Source organism: Pseudoxanthomonas sp. OG2 (assembly GCF_014192765.1).
Classification (GTDB): domain Bacteria; phylum Pseudomonadota; class Gammaproteobacteria; order Xanthomonadales; family Xanthomonadaceae; genus Pseudoxanthomonas_A; species Pseudoxanthomonas_A beigongshangi.
The window spans coordinates 1115653-1130597 of the sequence record NZ_JACHYM010000002.1 but is presented as its reverse complement, the minus strand read 5'-3'; the positions used below and the strand labels follow the sequence as shown (position 1 = coordinate 1130597).

Below are 14945 nucleotides of genomic sequence, written 5' to 3'. Positions count from 1 at the left end.
CTGCCGTACCCCGATGATTCGCCCAACCCTGCTTACCTCCGCATTGTGGCTGGCCTGCGCAAGCATGGCCCAGGCTGAGACGCCTGCCGACGCCGCATCCGCCGGCACAGCGCCCACCCGCGAGTTCGAACGCGTCCAGGTCACCGCGACCCGCAGCGAACGCGAGATCGCCGACGTGCCCAACACCGTCAGCGTGATCGACCGCGAACAGATGGACGATCACCTGGTACGCGACATCAAGGATCTGGTGCGTTACGAGCCGGGTGTCAGCGTTACCTCGAGTTTCGGCCGGTTCGGCATGGGCGGATTCCGCATCCGCGGCCTGGACGGCAACCGCGTGCGCATCCAGACCGACGGCATCGCCGTCGCCGATGCGTTCTCGATCGGCAGCTTCTCCAACGCCGGCCGCAACCTGGTCGACCTGGACACGATCAAGCAGGTCGAGATCGTGCGCGGGCCTTCGAGTTCCCTGTACGGATCCGACGCGCTTGGTGGCGTGGTGTCGTTCATCACCAAGGACCCCTCCGACTATCTGGGGGACGGCAAGGACGCCTACTTCGGCTTGAAGCTCGGCTACGAGGGCGATTGGAAGGGACTGTTCGGCAGCGCCACCGCCGCCTTCGGCGGCGAGCGCTGGAGCGGCCTGGCCGTGGTCGGCCATCGCCAGGGCAAGGAAACCGAGAACATGGGACGCGTCGGGGGCGAAGGCAGCGGTCGCACGCAACCCAATCCGCAAGAACGCGATGGCCGCAGCCTGCTGACCCGGCTGGTGTTCGCACCGAACGAGCAGCAGCGCTTCCGCCTGACGGTGGAAGGCACCGAGGACAATGCCGATACCAACCTGCTCAATGCGCTGGGCTTCCAGTCGGCGACCCGTGCCACCAACACGGCGGTCACGGCCCGCGATCGCCAGACCCGCGCGCGCCTGTCGCTGGCGCATGAATGGGATGGACTCGATGCCGGCTTTGCCGACAGCCTGGACTGGCAGATCTACCGTCAGGACAGTGAAACCACGCAGTACACCCACGAGGAGCGCACGCTGTCACCGCCGATCCTGCAGGACATCCGCGATCGCGTGTTCAATTTCGATCAGCGCACCTACGGTCTGCAGGCGAATTTCCGCAAGCATTTCGAAACCGGTGCCGCGCAGCACGATCTGAGCTACGGCGTGGACCTGGCCTGGACCCGCACCCGCCAGAAGCGCGACGGCGTGCGCACCTTCCCGCTCACCGGCGTGACCACGCCGGTGATGGCGCCCGACAGCTTCCCCGTGCGCGACTTTCCCAACAGCGAAACCACGGTCGGCGCCTTGTACGTGCAGGACGAAATCGCGATGGTCGATGGCCGCCTGCGGCTGATTCCCGGCCTGCGCGTGGACCACTACCGGCTCAAGCCGAAGATGGACAACATCTTCGCCGAGGACAATCCCGGCGTTCGCGCGGTCAGCCTCAACGAGACCAGTATTTCGCCCAAGTTCGGCCTGGTCTGGCACTTCAACGATGAATGGTCACTGTTCGGCGGCTATGCGCGCGGCTTCCGTTCGCCGCCGTACAACGACGTCAACATCGGCTTCACCAACGTCCAGTTCGGCTATACCGCCATCGCCAACCCCAATCTCAAGCCGGAAACCAGTGACGGTCTGGAACTGGGCCTGCGCTTCTCCGGTGATGCCGTCTACGCCAGCCTGTCCGGTTACTACAACCAGTACGACGACTTCATCGAGTCCAGCCGCAACATCGGCTTCAATGCCGAAGGGCTGATGGTGTTCCAGTCGCAGAACATCGCCGAGGCCGAGATCTACGGCGCCGAGGTGAAAGCGGGCATCGACTTCGGCGCGCTGTCGCCGAGCTGGGACGGCTGGTCGATGCGTGGTTCGGCGGCGTGGTCGCGTGGCAAGGACAAGACCGACGACACCTGGCTCGACAGCGTGGATCCGCTGACCGCGGCGCTGGGCCTGGCCTATGACCAGTCGCAGTGGGGCGTGGAACTGGCGGGCCGTTTCGTCGGACGCAAGACCCATGCGTCCGCCAGCAACCTCTATCGCCCGGGTGGTTACGGCGTCCTGGATCTTTACGCGCATTGGGAATTCGCCCCCGGCGCGAAGTTCAACCTGGGCGTGTTCAACCTGGCCGACCGGCGTTACTTCGATGCCGGGGATCTCGCCCTGGTGGCCGCTACCAGCAATACCCTGGATCGGTACACCGCGCCCGGCCGCACGCTGTCGGCCAGCGTCGCGGTGAGCTGGTAGCCATGGTGGCGCGCGCGCTTCCGCCGGAAGTCCGGATGCCGGGCGATTGGCGGGAGGCCGCGCGCCTGCCGCAACCGCATCAGCTCGCCACGCTGGGCACGGTGCTGTGTCTGTACCGCTCCGAACATGGCGGCGAACTGGCCGGCTGGCAGCAGGCCGCCAGTGTTCGGGTCCGCGCCGGCCTGGACAGCGATTGCCTGCGCGAATCGCTGCAGTTCCTCGACGCCGGCGGCCGTTGCTGCTGGCGCCTGTTCCTGCTGCCCGACAGCGACTTCCTGGCCTGGGATCGCCTGTTGTCGCGTTGGCCGGAAGAGGCCGGCGCGGAATCCGCGGCCGGTGTCGGCGAGCGCTTGTGGCGCCGCCTGGCAGGCCGCCTGCGCGGCGAGCAATGGCGAGCGGCGATCCTGCGCCTGCATGAACTGCCGGGCGAAGGCGGACGTCCGGTGCTGGCCGCCAGCCTGGCGCGGCTGTCCCCGCTCGGCGCCGCCACCGCGCGCGCGATTGCCCGCAACGAGGGCATCGATGATGAAACCCTGTCGGACGAGTGCTGCTGTCTCTCGTCCGCACCGTCGCGAATCCGCGACATGCCACACGGTAGCTACCCGGATGCCGTGATTTCCTGGAAGCCAAACGAGAGAACCCACGCATGAAATTCCTGCCTCTTATCCTCCTGACGATGCTGCTGGCCGGTGCCGGCGATGCCGCCGCGCAGAATGCCGATCCCGCCCGTGACCGCCAGTCGATCCTGGCCATGCAGGGCGAGTACACGGTCGATTTTGCCTTCGACGAAACCGTGTTGCTGCAGCCCGGCTACGAGCGCCAGGCGGCCATGCGCAGCGGTGGCGACGAGACCGTCATCGTGGTCGAGGACACCCCGCGCCGGATCGTCCTGCAGCACATCCTGGTGGATGCCAAGAGCGGCCACGTCACCAAGCACTGGCGGCAGGACTGGATCTATGAGGCCCCGCAGCGCTTCGAATTCAGTGCGGATCAGACCTGGACCCGCCAGGCCATTCCTGCCGAGGTGACCCGTGGCGCCTGGACCCAGTGCGTCTACGAGGTCAGTGATGCGCCGCGCTATTGCGGCACCGGTCGCTGGGACTACCGCGAAGGCCATCCGACCTGGACCAGCGACCTGTCCTGGCGTCCGTTGCCGCGTCGCGAATACACCCGTCGCAGCGACTACAACGCGATGTCGGTGATCAATCGCCATACCCTGACCCCGGGTGGCTGGACCCATGAGCAGTTCAACACCAAGGTGCTGCGCAAGCCCGATGGCAGCGAAGTGCAACTGGCGCGCGAGTTCGGCTTCAACGATTACATCAAGACCAAGGACATCGACTTCAAGCCGGCGTACGAGTACTGGAAGGGCACGTCTGACTACTGGGCCCGCGTGCGCACGCGCTGGGAGCGCTTCCTCGAGCGTGATACCGGTGTCCACCTCAAGACCAAGATCGACGGCATGGCGATGATCATCCCGCTGTTCACCCAGGCCGGCGAAGCACAGGAAGGCAAGGCGGTAAGCGATGCGGAAATCGACAAGGTGTTCGCGGCGTGGGTGGAACCGGCGCCGGCTGGCCGCACCGTCGCCAGGTAAGTCTTCGATGTCCGCGCCGTCGGCGCCGCCGCTGAAACTGCTGCCGCTGATTCTGGCCAACGCGGCGTGCATGATGGCGATGAACGCGTTCATCGCCCTGCTGGCACCGCTGGCGCGGACATTGGCGCTGAACGAATGGCAGGCCGGGGCGTCGGTGACCGTGGCTGGCGTGCTGTGGTTCCTGCTGGCGCGGCCATGGGGAAGGCTGAGCGATCGCTGGGGACGCAAGCGGGTGATTGCCACCGGCATCGCCGGTTTCGCGGCGGCCTATCTGGCGCTGGCGGCCGGGATCCATTGGGCCCTGCTGACGCTGCCGGGAACACTGGCGGGTTTCCTGCTGCTGCTGGCGGGGCGCGGCGCGATCGGCGCGTTCTACGCGGCGATACCCGCGGCGGCCAACGCGATGATCGCCGACCGCACGCCGGTCGAGCGGCGTGCGGCCGCGATGGCGACGCTGGGCGCCTCCAGTGCCATCGGACTGGTGCTCGGCCCATCGCTGGCCGGCTGGCTGGTGGGCGGGGGACTGGTGTTGCCGCTGTATGCGATGGCGGGGCTCGCGGTGGTCGCCCTGATCGTCGCGATATACGGACTGCCCGGAGGCGACGCGCCGCTGGCGCCGCGTGACGCGACGCCGGTGCGGATGGGGGACCCGCGCCTGCGGATGCCGGTGGTCGTCGCGCTGGTGGCGATGGGCAGCGTCGCCATCGCCCAGATCTGCGTGGGGTTCTATGCGATGGATCGCTGGGGGTTGTCGCGCGAGCACGCCGGACGCGTGGCCGGCTATGCGCTGACGGCGGTCGGAGTGGCGCTGATTGCCGCGCAGGTCGGCGTGCGCCGCCTGCAATGGCCGCCGCATGTGTTGATCCGGCGTGGCGCGGTCGTGGCGATGCTGGGATTCCTGGTCGCGGGCTTCACCGCGGCGCCCTGGCAACTGATCGCCAGCTACTTCGTGATGGCGCTGGGAATGGGGCTGGTGTTCCCGGCATTCTCGGCGATGGCCGCCAACGCGGTGGCCGCGCACGAACAGGGAACCGTCGCCGGCACCGTATCCGCCGCGCAGGGCATCGGGATGGTGCTGGGACCGCTGGCGGGGACGCTGCTGTACGGCATCGCACCGGCGGTGCCGTTCGTGGTCGGCGCTTTGATGTTGGCGTCGATCGCCTTTTGGGTCGGCACGGCCCGCGAGCCCGCCGTTGCCCGGCCTGCCGACGAAGCGGCGTGAGCCTGCTGCGGCGCTGAAAAAAAATGCCCCGGAGAGCTCCGGGGCAGGGGATTCACACGAATGTTCTTGTCGGAATACTCAGACCGGCACGCCCGGTGACGGGGGCGGCGGCGCAGGCGGTGCCTTGGGCATCGCAGGCGCCCGCGGCGCCGTTGGTGGCGTGGGAGGCTGCGGAAAGGGCGCTCTGGCGTCGCCGCTGTATTCGTGGATCCGGCCGTCGCGATCGACCATGACCACCTGCTGACGGCGGTTCGTGATCACGGCCGCAGGCGCGGGCGGTGCCGGCGGGGTGGGCACCGCAGCCGCGGCGGGGGGTGTTGGTGCAGCGGGAGGCACGGGTGAAGGGGGCGTCGGCGGCGCCGCCGGCGGAGCGGGCGGCGTGGGGGGAACGGGAATCCGCAGCGGCGTGGCGCGCGGAATCCGGATCGAACTGGTCGCGGTCCGGCGATCGCGCAGGTATTCCACCTTGACGGCGCTGTCGGCCGGTTTTCCGCGCAGGGCTTCCATCACCTCGCGCGGCGTCGCCACGTCCCGGCCTTCGATGCGGCGGATCACGTCGCCCGCCTGCAGGCCTTCCAGTTCCGGTCCGGTCGACAACACCAGCACACCGCTATCGGTGCCGAAGTAGCGACCCAGTTGCGGATCCACCGACGACAGGTTCAGTCCGTTCCAGCGATAGGCTTCGGCCAGCCGCGGCATCAGGCAGTCCTTGCCGTCGGTGCAGTCGGTGAGTTCCCGCACCCGCATCAGTTCACGCTGGATATCCGGCGTGATCGCCAGCTCGGCCGGGTTGAAGTCGAAGGTGCCGAAGTCGAAGTTGTCGATGGTCGCGAAGCCCTCGTCTTCCGGTGACAGGACGATGCGTGTCCCGCGTTCGCCGGTGGAACCGTCGTCGGTGAAGACCAGCACCGGCCGGCCGGCCTGGGGTGTGACCTGCACGTCATGGGCACCGCCGTCGCGCTGGAACGAGATCTTCACCGGCACGTCCACCTTCAGGCTCGACAGCGCAGCGCGTGCGTTTTCCAGGCGCTGTTCCGGCGTGCCACCCGCGATCGCCTTGCCGTTGATCTTCAGCAGCTGATCGCCGGAGCGCAGGCCGACCCGCGCCGCGCCGCTGTCCGGGGTGACGCCGGTGACGCGGACGCCGGTCCTGGCGTCCGGCGCCAGCAGCACGCCCAGCATCGGCCGGCGCTCGATGCGCTGGCGCATCGCCGCCATCTCTTCGCTGCGCGAGAGTTCGGCCAGACGCCGCGCCGCACGTTGTAGATCCTCGCGCGCCGATTCCAGTTCCTTGCGCTGCGCTTCGCGCGCGGCGGCGGATTGCACGTCGCCCGCCTGCGCCCGCGCGGTCCGGGCGCTGTCCTGGGCCTGGGTGGCGAAGGCCATGCCGATGGCGATGGCGAGCGCGGCGGCGCTCATGTTTCGGATCTTGGATTTCATGATCACCTCGGGTTGTTCCTCGTGTTCCTCAATAGACCTGGGCGACCGTGCCATCGGCACGGTACCCATTGGCCGCCATCCAGCGCTGGGTGCCTTCCACGCCCGTCAGCCGTTGCAGGACGGCGACCCGCTCGCGCCACAGGTCGACGCGGGTATCGGCGGACAGTTCGGGCTGCGACAGGGCGACGTCGATACCGGCCATGCGCTCGTTCAGGGCCGCGCTCAATGCCATGGCGGGGCCGCTGGCGACGCGGTCGTCGCGGATCTGCGAGAGCAGTGCTTCCAGGCGCGCGGATTCGGCGTACAGCGTTTCCAGTGCGGCGGGTGAACCACTCGTCGCCGTGTCCCCGGCCTTGGGCGCGGGCGCCCGATTGCCTGCGTTGGCCAGCGCGCTGTCGGCGGTTTGCCCGTCGCGTGCGCGCGCGCTGGAAGCGCGTCGGCGCTCGGTCGCTTTGGGCGGTACCGAACCGTGCTGCGAATCTGTCGTCGCCAGCGTCGTGTCGCGCGGGACAGTGTCCGCGAGCGGCGCGGGGGGCGGTGCATCCTCTCCGTTCGAAGCGATGGCCGTCGTCGGAACGGGCGATGGCGCGGGAGACACGACCGGCGTCGCGGGAGCTCCCGCCGGTGACGTGCCAGCGGGCGTGCGCGCAACCGTCGTCGCCGACGACGGGTCGGGCGAGGTGTCGCGCCACGGCACCGCCACCGCGAGCGCCAGGCAGGCGGCGGCCGCGGCCGGAATCCAGACACGCGCACGCGAACGGCGTGCCGGCAGGGCCGTGGCGACCCGGCTCCAGCCGCCGGCGGGCGGGGTTTCCAGCGGCAAGGCGGCGAAGGCCTGGCCCCAGTCCTCGGGAGCCGGGCTCCCCGGTTGGCGTGCGTCAGGCATGGGCGGGTTCCTCGATCTGCAGCAGCGCCCGCAGGCGGCGGGTGCCGCGCGAGAGCTGCGATTTGGAAAAGCTGGGGGTGCGTTGCATCAGCCGGGCGATTTCCTCGTGCGTATAGCCTTCGGCGTGGTACAGCCACAGCACGCTGCGGGTCGCGGCCGGCAGCGCGCCGAGCGCCCGCTGCAGCAAGGCGGCATCGGCGGCGGCGGGCGGCAGGCGGCCGCCGTCTTCCGGCAAGTCCTCCTCGTCCATGGCGATCTCCATGTCGAAGCGGCGGTTGCGGCGCAGTTTCATCAGCGCCTCGTTGACCGCGATCTGGCGCAGCCAACCCCAGAACGGGCTGCCGCCGCGGAAGTCGTCAAGGTGGTGGAAGAGTTTCAGCATGGTGTCCTGCAACACGTCGGAGGCTTCCTCTCGATCGCCACAGATGCGCAGCGCCAAGGTGAATACGGGCCGCTCGAACCAGCGGTACAACTGCTCGAAGGCGTCCTGCCGCCCCGCGCGGGCGCGGGCCAGGAGGGTGTCGGGCACGTCGATGGCAAAACTGGATACGGGTGGCATGCATTCATCCAGATGCCGGGGGTGGCAAAAGGGTCGCAGCCGGAATCACATTTGCCAGATCCCGGACCGGCGGTACCCCGGGGCCGTCTATACTCCCCTATAACTAAGGACAGAAGGGGGTAATGATGTTTTCTTCGGGTCTGACCACGTTCGTGGTCATCGCAATCGCCATCTTCATCGTCGTCACCTTCCTCAAGGGCGTGCGGGTGGTGCCGCAGGGGTACGAGTTCACCGTCGAGCACTTCGGCAAGTACACCCATACGATGTCCCCCGGGCTGCACTTCCTGATTCCCTACATGCAGGGCGTGGGACGCAAGGTCAACATGATGGAGCAGGTCTTCGAGGTGCCTTCCCAGGACGTGATCACCAAGGACAATGCCGTGGTGAAGGTGGACGGGGTGGTGTTCTTCCAGGTGCTGGATGCGGCCAAGGCGGCCTATGAAGTGGCCAATCTGGACCAGGCGATGATCGCGCTGGTGCAGACCAACATCCGTACCGTCATCGGTTCCATGGACCTGGACGAGTCGCTCAGCCAGCGCGAAACCATCAACGCCAAGCTGCTGGGCGTGGTCGATCACGCCACCAGCCCCTGGGGCGTGAAGGTCAACCGCATCGAGATCAAGGACATCCAGCCGCCGCGCGATCTGGTCGATTCGATGGCGCGGCAGATGAAGGCCGAACGCGACAAGCGCGCTTCGATCCTGGAAGCGGAAGGTTCGCGCCAGTCGGAGATCCTGCGCGCCGAGGGCGAGAAGCAGTCGGCGATCCTGGAGGCCGAGGGCAAGCGCGAGGCCGCCTACCGCGAAGCGGAGGCACGCGAGCGCCTGGCCGAGGCGGAAGCCAAGGCGACCTCGCTGGTGTCCGAGGCGATCGCCAAGGGCGACGTGCAGGCCATCAACTACTTCATCGCGCAAAAGTACGTGGAGGCCTTCAAGGAACTGGCGACGGCGCCCAACCAGAAATTCGTGTTGATGCCGATGGAGGCCAGCGGCGTGATCGGTTCCATCGCCGGCATCGCCGAACTGGCCAAGGACGCGTTGAGCCAGCAGCAGGCGTCGATCGCCTCACGGCCGCCGCGTATCGGAGGCTGAGATGAGCCTCAAGTTCGCGATCTGGGCCGGCGCCGCGCTGCTGCTGTTCGCGGCCGAGACGATGGCGCCGGGAGCTTTCATGCTCTGGTTCGGTTTCGCCGCCACGGCGATGGCGGTGGTGGTCCTGCTGCTGCCGGAACTGGGCTGGCTGTGGCAGGCGATCCTGTTCTCGGTGTTCGCGGTCATCTCGGTCGGGATCTACCTGAAATGGTTCCGCGGGCGTGGCCGCCGCAGCGATCAGCCGCTGCTGAACCGGCGTGCCGAACAGCTGATCGGGCGTGTGCTGGAACTGGACCAGGCCATCGCCGGCGGCCTGGGACGGGTCAAGGTGGACGATGCCTTCTGGTCGGTCAGCGGTCCGGACTTGCCGGTCGGCGCGCGCGTCCGCGTGATCGCCGTGGACGGCATGGTCCTGAAGGTGCAGGCGCACTGACCCGTGCGCCACCGGCCGGGCCGTGTGCCCGGCCGGCGCGCCGAATCTCGGCTATCCGCCCGTCCGGAAACCCATTCCCCGGATGTCTTCCCTCGCACCGTTTCAGGCCTTCGCCGCACCATGCGGCGGCGTCGGGGGCATGGGCGCTCCCCATCTGGGATAATGGCGTTCTTTGCCCGGGAGCGGCCATGACCAAGAAGACCATCCTCAACGACACCCATCGCGCGCTCGGCGCCAAGATGGTCGATTTCGGCGGCTGGGACATGCCGATCCACTACGGCTCCCAGATCGAGGAGCACCACCAGGTGCGTCGCGACGCCGGCATGTTCGACGTCAGCCACATGACCGTGGTGGACCTGCATGGTCAGCGCACCCGTGAATTCCTCCGCCATCTGGTCGCCAACTCGGTCGACAAGCTGAAGGTGCCGGGCAAGGCGCTCTATACCTGCATGCTGGATGCCAACGGCGGGGTGATCGATGATCTCATCATCTATTTCATGGACGACGCGTTCTTTCGCCTGGTCGTCAACGCCGCCACCCGCGACAAGGACCTGGCGTGGATCCAGTCCCAGGCCGCCGCGTTCGACGTCGAAGTGAGGGAGCGTCCCGAGTTCGCGATGATCGCCGTGCAGGGCCCGACCGCCCGCGCGAAGGTCATCGGCCTGCTGCGCGAATCCGATCGCGCCGCCGCCGACAAGCTGTCGCGGTTCGCCGCGGTGCAGGCGCAGAGCATGGCCGGCGTGCCGCTGTTCGTCGCCCGCACCGGCTACACCGGTGAGGACGGTTACGAGATCGTCCTGCCGGAACAGGACGCGGTCGGGTTCTGGAACGCGCTGCTGGAAGCGGGGGTGAAGCCTGCCGGCCTCGGCGCCCGCGACACCCTGCGCCTGGAAGCGGGCATGAACCTGTATGGCCAGGACATGGATGAATCGGTCTCTCCCTACGAGGCCGCGCTGGCCTGGACCGTCGCCCTGGACGCGGGCCGCGACTTCATCGGCCGCCCGGTGCTGGAGCAGCAGAAGGCGGATGGCGCGCCGCGCCAGATGATCGGCCTGGTGATGGACGAGAAGGGCGTGCTGCGGCACGGCCAGAAGGTCCTGACCGCCAACGGCGATGGCGAGATCCTGTCGGGCACGTTCTCGCCCACCCTGGGCAAGGCCATCGCCTTCGCGCGCGTGCCGGCCGGCGAGCCCGGTGTGGTCCGCGTGGACATCCGCGGCAAGGAAGTGCCGGTGCGGGTGGTGAAGTTCCCGTTCGTCCGCGACGGCCAGGCCCAGCCCGGCGTGCTGGGCGAATGACACGAGGGTGGCCCGGCTTCGGCCGGGCCACTTTCATGCCCGGCATAAGCAGCTAAACTAGCGTCCTCTTTCCCGCCCACCCGTTACAAATCCGGAGTAGCCAACATGAGCGAGATTCCCGGCGATCTCAAATTCCTGAAGTCCCACGAGTGGGCCCGCGCTGAAGGCGATCGCCGCGTCACCGTCGGCATTTCCGATCACGCGCAGGGCCTGCTCGGCGACCTCGTCTATGTCGAGCTGCCGAACGTCGGCGACCGCGTCGAGGCAGGCAACGCCAGCGCCGTTGTCGAGTCGGTGAAGGCGGCGTCCGACGTGTACAGCCCGGTAACCGGCAAGGTGATCGAGGTCAACGCGGCGCTGGCCGACAAGCCCGAAACCATCAACGAGGATGCCTATGGCGAAGGCTGGATCTTCGTGGTGGAAGCCGAGGAGCCGGAGCAGCTCAACGAGCTGCTGTCCCCCGACGACTACGCCGAGCTGCTGGAAGACGAGGACCACTGAGTCCGGCATCTTCACCCAGCCTGGACCGGCCGCCTCGCGCGGCCGGTTTTTTTTTGCCTCCCCTTCCGGCAACGTCGTGACGGACGGGAGGCGCGATGCAGGTGAATCGGGAGCGCGGCGTCCGGAGCCGGGTGACGGAATTCCGTCGATGGTTTTCTTCCATGCCTCGCCGCGGGCGATCCGATCGTCGACGCGAACGGTGCCGACGACGGTGCCGGACACGACCGGCGATGCCGCCAGACGGATGCCGGCATGCATCGTCGGCCATCCATCCGACGTCGTCGAAGCGTCGTCGGACGACCGCGAAGACGGTCGCGAAAGCGGATTTTTTTTGCGCAGATCCGCGCAATCGGGCTTGTGCGCCGCCCCAAACCGGACCGCCCAGCGGAAAAATTTTTAGGTGCCGTTTAGCCCTCCGACGGCAGCTCCGCGATGCTGTCGCGGGGAGCGCGAATCACGATCCGGATTCCGCATCAGGCGAATGCATGTCAAAAAAGCGCTCGTTTTTGCGCTTTTTTTTTCTTGCCGCTTCAGCGCCGACGTTGCTGGCGGGATCCGTTACCGCGATTTCCCATCCTCGTTCGCCGCCATCCCGGCGGGCAGGCGGCGGCGGCGGCCCCAAAAAAATTTCGCCGAGGTGTTGACACGTCCAAAAACCGTGATTAGGTTTCGCGCAGCAGAGAGTGCTGCGGAAGCGAGTGAGTCGGATCAATACGACAGCGCGAGTGACAACAAGGCCAATCGTCCCAGCCCAGGCAGCGGCGGACGCAGGGCTCGCTTCCCCCGAAAAAATGACCAGCACCATCCATTCCGCACCCGTGTCGCCCGGCGACCCGGGTGTTTTCGTATTTGTAGGGGACCACGTCAGAAGGGTCCCGACAAAAGAATCCGGTTCAACGCGCCTGGCGCGTCGACGGTTGCCTGCGGGTCCGACTCCCGCGGCCAATTCCGCAACTGGGCCTGCCTTCGGGCAGAGGTGTCGTACCCCGATGTACCCAATCCAAGTTCACTGACGAGGAGCCATCACATGGCAACGAAGAAAGCTGCTAAGAAGAAACCTGCCAAGAAGGCCGCCAAGAAGGCGACCAAGAAGGCAGCCGCCAAGAAGACCGTGAAGAAGGCCGCCAAGAAGGCTGCCAAGAAGGTCACCAAGAAGGCCGCCAAGAAGACCGTGAAGAAGGCTGCCAAGAAGGTTGCCAAGAAGCCGGCCAAGAAGGCTGCGAAGAAGACTGCGAAGAAGGCCACCAAGAAGGCTGCCAAGAAGGCTGCCAAGAAGGTCGCCCGCAAGCCCGCGAAGAAGGCTGCGAAGAAGGCCACCAAGAAGGCTGCCAAGAAGACCGTGAAGAAGGCCGCCAAGAAGGCTGCCAAGAAGCCGGCCAAGAAGGCTGCGAAGAAGGCCGCCAAGAAGCCTGCCCGCAAGTCCAAGAAGAAAGCGGCTCCGGTCGCGCTGCCGGCCACCCCGGCTCCGCTGATCTAAGCCAAACCCCGATTAGCCGTATCCATCAGACTCTCTCCCTGTGCCCAGCAGGGGGAGAGTTTTTTTTTGCGCGGGATTAAGCTGGCGGCCGTCGAAGCGGAGGAATGACATGAAGTTGCTGAAATGGGCCCTGGGCATCCTGGTCGTGCTGGGCGTGGTGCTGGTGGCCGGAAGCCTGTTGCTGCCGGCGCGCACCCACGTCGAACGTTCCATCACCATCCAGCGGCCGCCGGCGGAAGTGTTCGCCACCCTCAATTCGTTCCGCCGCTTCAACGAGTGGTCGCCCTGGTTCGCCGCCGATCCGCAGGCCAAGTACACCTACGAAGGCCCCGCCGAAGGCGTGGGCGCCAGCATGCGCTGGTCCGGCAACCAGGCGGTCGGAACCGGCAGCCAGCGGATCACCGGCAGCCGCGCGCCGGAGCAGGTGATCGTCGCCCTGGATTTCGGCGGCCATCCCTCCGTCGCCACCTACACGCTGGTGGCCGAGGGCGGCAACGCGACCCGGCTGACCTGGGCCTTCGATACCGAACACGGCTACAACCCGATATCGCGCTGGTTCGGCCTGCTGTTCGATCGCATGATCGGCGCCGACTACGAGCGTGGCCTGGGCCAGCTCAAGACCGTGCTGGAGCAGGCGCCCGCGCGCTGATCGAATCCGCGGTCCAAAACCGGCGCGCCCCGCGGATAGCGGGGCGCGTGCGGAACATCGCGGGTAGTGGACGTCAACGCGGTGAGGCGGTTGCCTGGCTGGCGGCGGCGCCGCTCTTGTTGTCCGGCTGCGGCGAATCGGCCATCAGCAGATCGCTGGTATCCATCGGCGTGTCCAGCCACTGCTGCGGCGGCAGGCCCATCGCGCGGTCCAGGATCGTCGGCAGCAGGCCGGACGGTACCGAGCTGTCGCTGTTCCAGAGGATGGCGATGCCCAGGTCGCGCTCGGGCACCAGCGCGACCATGCCGCGATAGCCCTGCACGGCGCCGGCGTGGAAGACCACCGGGTGGCTGGCGTAGTCGAAGACGCGCCAGCCCAGCGCATAGCCGGCGGAATAGATGCGATCGCGGCGCCAGCCGGCCCGCATCTCGCCCGGCGTGGACACCAGCGAGGCATGCAGCGTGGCCAGCAGCGGCGCCGGCAGCACGTCCTGGCGATGCCCGGTCTGCGCGACCAGCCACTGCGCCATGTCGCTGATGCTGGCGTTGACGCCGGCGGCCGGGGCCAGGCGGTAGTAGGTCGGCTTGGGCGTCAGGGCGACCCAGCCATTACGGCTGCGCACGTGCGGACGCGCCCAGCGCGCGCTGTTCTCGATGCCCTCCAGTCCCAGGCTGGCGTCGTTCATGCCCAGCGGCTTGAAGATGCGCTTGTCGACCGCCTGTTCGTAGAAACCGCCGGTGGCGGCGAACACCACGTCGCCGAACACGCTGAAGGCGACGTTCTGGTAGGCGTAGCACTGGCCGGGCACGCAGCTCATCGGCGCGTAGGCCAACTTCTGGGTCACCGCGTAATAGTCGGCATTGCCCTCGATGTCGCGATCGAAGGCGTTGTGCGCCTGCAGGCCGACCCGGTGGCTCAGCAGATCCGCCACGGTCACCTGGCGGGTCGCCATCGGATCACTGAGGCGGAAGTTGGGCACGTAGTCGGCCACCCGGCTGTCCCAGCGCAGCGATCCGTCGTTGACCAGCAAACCGGCGAGGGTACCGGCGAACGCCTTGGAGAGTGACGCCAGCCGGAACACGGTGTGTCCGTCGATCGTCTGCGGCGCGCTGACGTCGGTGACGCCATAGCCCTTCGCCGTCAACACGCGGCCGTTGTGGACGATCGCCAGCGCCAGGCCGGGAACGCGTTCGCCCAGGGTCAGCTGTTGCGCCATGGCTTCGAAACGGGCGACGTCGAAGCCAGGCGCGAGCGCGGGTGCGGTCGCGGCGGCAACCGTGGCGGCTTGAGCGGCGGGAACGGAAGTCGTGGCGGTCGGGGCCGGCGAGACGGTGCGGGCGGCGCCGACGGGCGGCGTCTGGGCCGTGGAAGCCAGCGTCAGAGGTATCAGCAGTCCGAGCAGCCCAATACGGAACGGGCGCAACGGCCGCCGAGTTACCTTCTTCTTCATGTACTGATCGCCTGCGCAACGGTTGCTGGACGCGATAATAACGTTGCTGTTTCAGATTGCACAAATGGCGGCAACTTCCGCACGCATGTCGTTC

At 67.4% G+C, this 14945-nt stretch carries 16 protein-coding genes; 11 read left to right on the top strand and 5 right to left on the bottom strand.

The window, feature by feature from the left end; genetic code table 11:
- Positions 1-64 precede the first annotated feature (64 nt).
- The 4 genes from FHW78_RS18300 to FHW78_RS18285 are packed head-to-tail and all read left to right on the top strand — an operon-like array spanning position 65 to position 5067.
- The gene (locus FHW78_RS18300; RefSeq protein WP_255443379.1) at positions 65-2248 is read left to right on the top strand and encodes a TonB-dependent hemoglobin/transferrin/lactoferrin family receptor; all 2184 of its coding nucleotides are present in this window, start codon (positions 65-67) and stop codon (positions 2246-2248) included.
- A 35-nt stretch (positions 2249-2283) separates the two neighbouring features.
- Entirely contained in the window at positions 2284-2898 is a 615-nt protein-coding gene (locus tag FHW78_RS18295; protein ID WP_183644034.1) for a Hemin transport protein, read from the top strand.
- Positions 2899-2924: 26 nt separating this feature from the next.
- Positions 2925-3845, top strand: coding sequence for a DUF6607 family protein (locus tag FHW78_RS18290; RefSeq protein WP_183644840.1), 921 nt, complete (start codon positions 2925-2927; stop codon positions 3843-3845).
- A 7-nt stretch (positions 3846-3852) separates the two neighbouring features.
- Positions 3853-5067: an MFS transporter gene (locus FHW78_RS18285; RefSeq protein WP_183644031.1), complete on the top strand. Its 1215-nt coding sequence runs from the start codon at positions 3853-3855 to the stop codon at positions 5065-5067.
- A 78-nt stretch (positions 5068-5145) separates the two neighbouring features.
- On the opposite strand, the gene FHW78_RS18280 is transcribed toward FHW78_RS18285, so the two are convergent.
- From FHW78_RS18280 to FHW78_RS18270, 3 genes are read right to left on the bottom strand one after another with little or no spacing between them, the layout of a single operon-like run.
- A complete protein-coding gene (locus tag FHW78_RS18280) occupies positions 5146-6507 on the bottom strand; it encodes a PDZ domain-containing protein (RefSeq protein ID WP_183644028.1) in 1362 nt (453 codons plus the stop codon).
- 28 nt (positions 6508-6535) lie between these two features.
- The gene (locus FHW78_RS18275; protein WP_183644025.1) at positions 6536-7393 is read right to left on the bottom strand and encodes a hypothetical protein; all 858 of its coding nucleotides are present in this window, start codon (positions 7391-7393) and stop codon (positions 6536-6538) included.
- Complete coding sequence (locus tag FHW78_RS18270; protein ID WP_183644022.1) at positions 7386-7952, bottom strand: sigma-70 family RNA polymerase sigma factor; 567 nt, start codon at positions 7950-7952, stop codon at positions 7386-7388. The genes FHW78_RS18275 and FHW78_RS18270 overlap by 8 nt, the downstream gene beginning before the upstream one ends.
- Before the next feature lie 125 nt (positions 7953-8077).
- Between FHW78_RS18270 and FHW78_RS18265 the strand changes: the two genes are divergently transcribed.
- From FHW78_RS18265 to FHW78_RS18245, 5 genes are all read left to right on the top strand, one after another.
- The gene (locus FHW78_RS18265) at positions 8078-9043 is read left to right on the top strand and encodes an SPFH domain-containing protein (protein ID WP_183644837.1); all 966 of its coding nucleotides are present in this window, start codon (positions 8078-8080) and stop codon (positions 9041-9043) included.
- Between the two features lies 1 nt (position 9044).
- The gene (locus tag FHW78_RS18260) at positions 9045-9476 is read left to right on the top strand and encodes an NfeD family protein (protein WP_183644019.1); all 432 of its coding nucleotides are present in this window, start codon (positions 9045-9047) and stop codon (positions 9474-9476) included.
- Between the two features lie 188 nt (positions 9477-9664).
- The gene (gene gcvT, locus FHW78_RS18255; RefSeq protein ID WP_183644016.1) at positions 9665-10774 is read left to right on the top strand and encodes a glycine cleavage system aminomethyltransferase GcvT; all 1110 of its coding nucleotides are present in this window, start codon (positions 9665-9667) and stop codon (positions 10772-10774) included.
- A 105-nt stretch (positions 10775-10879) separates the two neighbouring features.
- A complete protein-coding gene (gcvH, locus tag FHW78_RS18250; RefSeq protein WP_141453884.1) occupies positions 10880-11275 on the top strand; it encodes a glycine cleavage system protein GcvH in 396 nt (131 codons plus the stop codon).
- Between the two features lie 148 nt (positions 11276-11423).
- On the top strand, positions 11424-11675 hold the full coding sequence (locus FHW78_RS18245) for a hypothetical protein (protein ID WP_183644012.1): 252 nt from the start codon (positions 11424-11426) through the stop codon (positions 11673-11675).
- Positions 11676-11729: 54 nt separating this feature from the next.
- Here the strand turns inward: FHW78_RS18245 and FHW78_RS18240 are convergent, their stop codons facing one another.
- The gene (locus FHW78_RS18240) at positions 11730-12080 is read right to left on the bottom strand and encodes a hypothetical protein (protein WP_183644009.1); all 351 of its coding nucleotides are present in this window, start codon (positions 12078-12080) and stop codon (positions 11730-11732) included.
- A gap of 222 nt (positions 12081-12302) precedes the next feature.
- Between FHW78_RS18240 and FHW78_RS20080 the strand changes: the two genes are divergently transcribed.
- Together FHW78_RS20080 and FHW78_RS18230 are read left to right on the top strand one after the other, a co-directional pair.
- Positions 12303-12752: a hypothetical protein gene (locus FHW78_RS20080; RefSeq protein ID WP_183644006.1), complete on the top strand. Its 450-nt coding sequence runs from the start codon at positions 12303-12305 to the stop codon at positions 12750-12752.
- A gap of 109 nt (positions 12753-12861) precedes the next feature.
- On the top strand, positions 12862-13401 hold the full coding sequence (locus tag FHW78_RS18230) for an SRPBCC family protein (RefSeq protein ID WP_183644003.1): 540 nt from the start codon (positions 12862-12864) through the stop codon (positions 13399-13401).
- Between the two features lie 73 nt (positions 13402-13474).
- Here FHW78_RS18230 and FHW78_RS18225 read toward each other — a convergent pair whose 3' ends face one another.
- Positions 13475-14851 carry a serine hydrolase domain-containing protein gene (locus FHW78_RS18225; RefSeq protein ID WP_183644000.1) on the bottom strand — a complete coding sequence of 459 codons (1377 nt, stop codon included), beginning with the start codon at positions 14849-14851 and terminating at the stop codon, positions 13475-13477.
- Positions 14852-14945 lie beyond the last annotated feature (94 nt).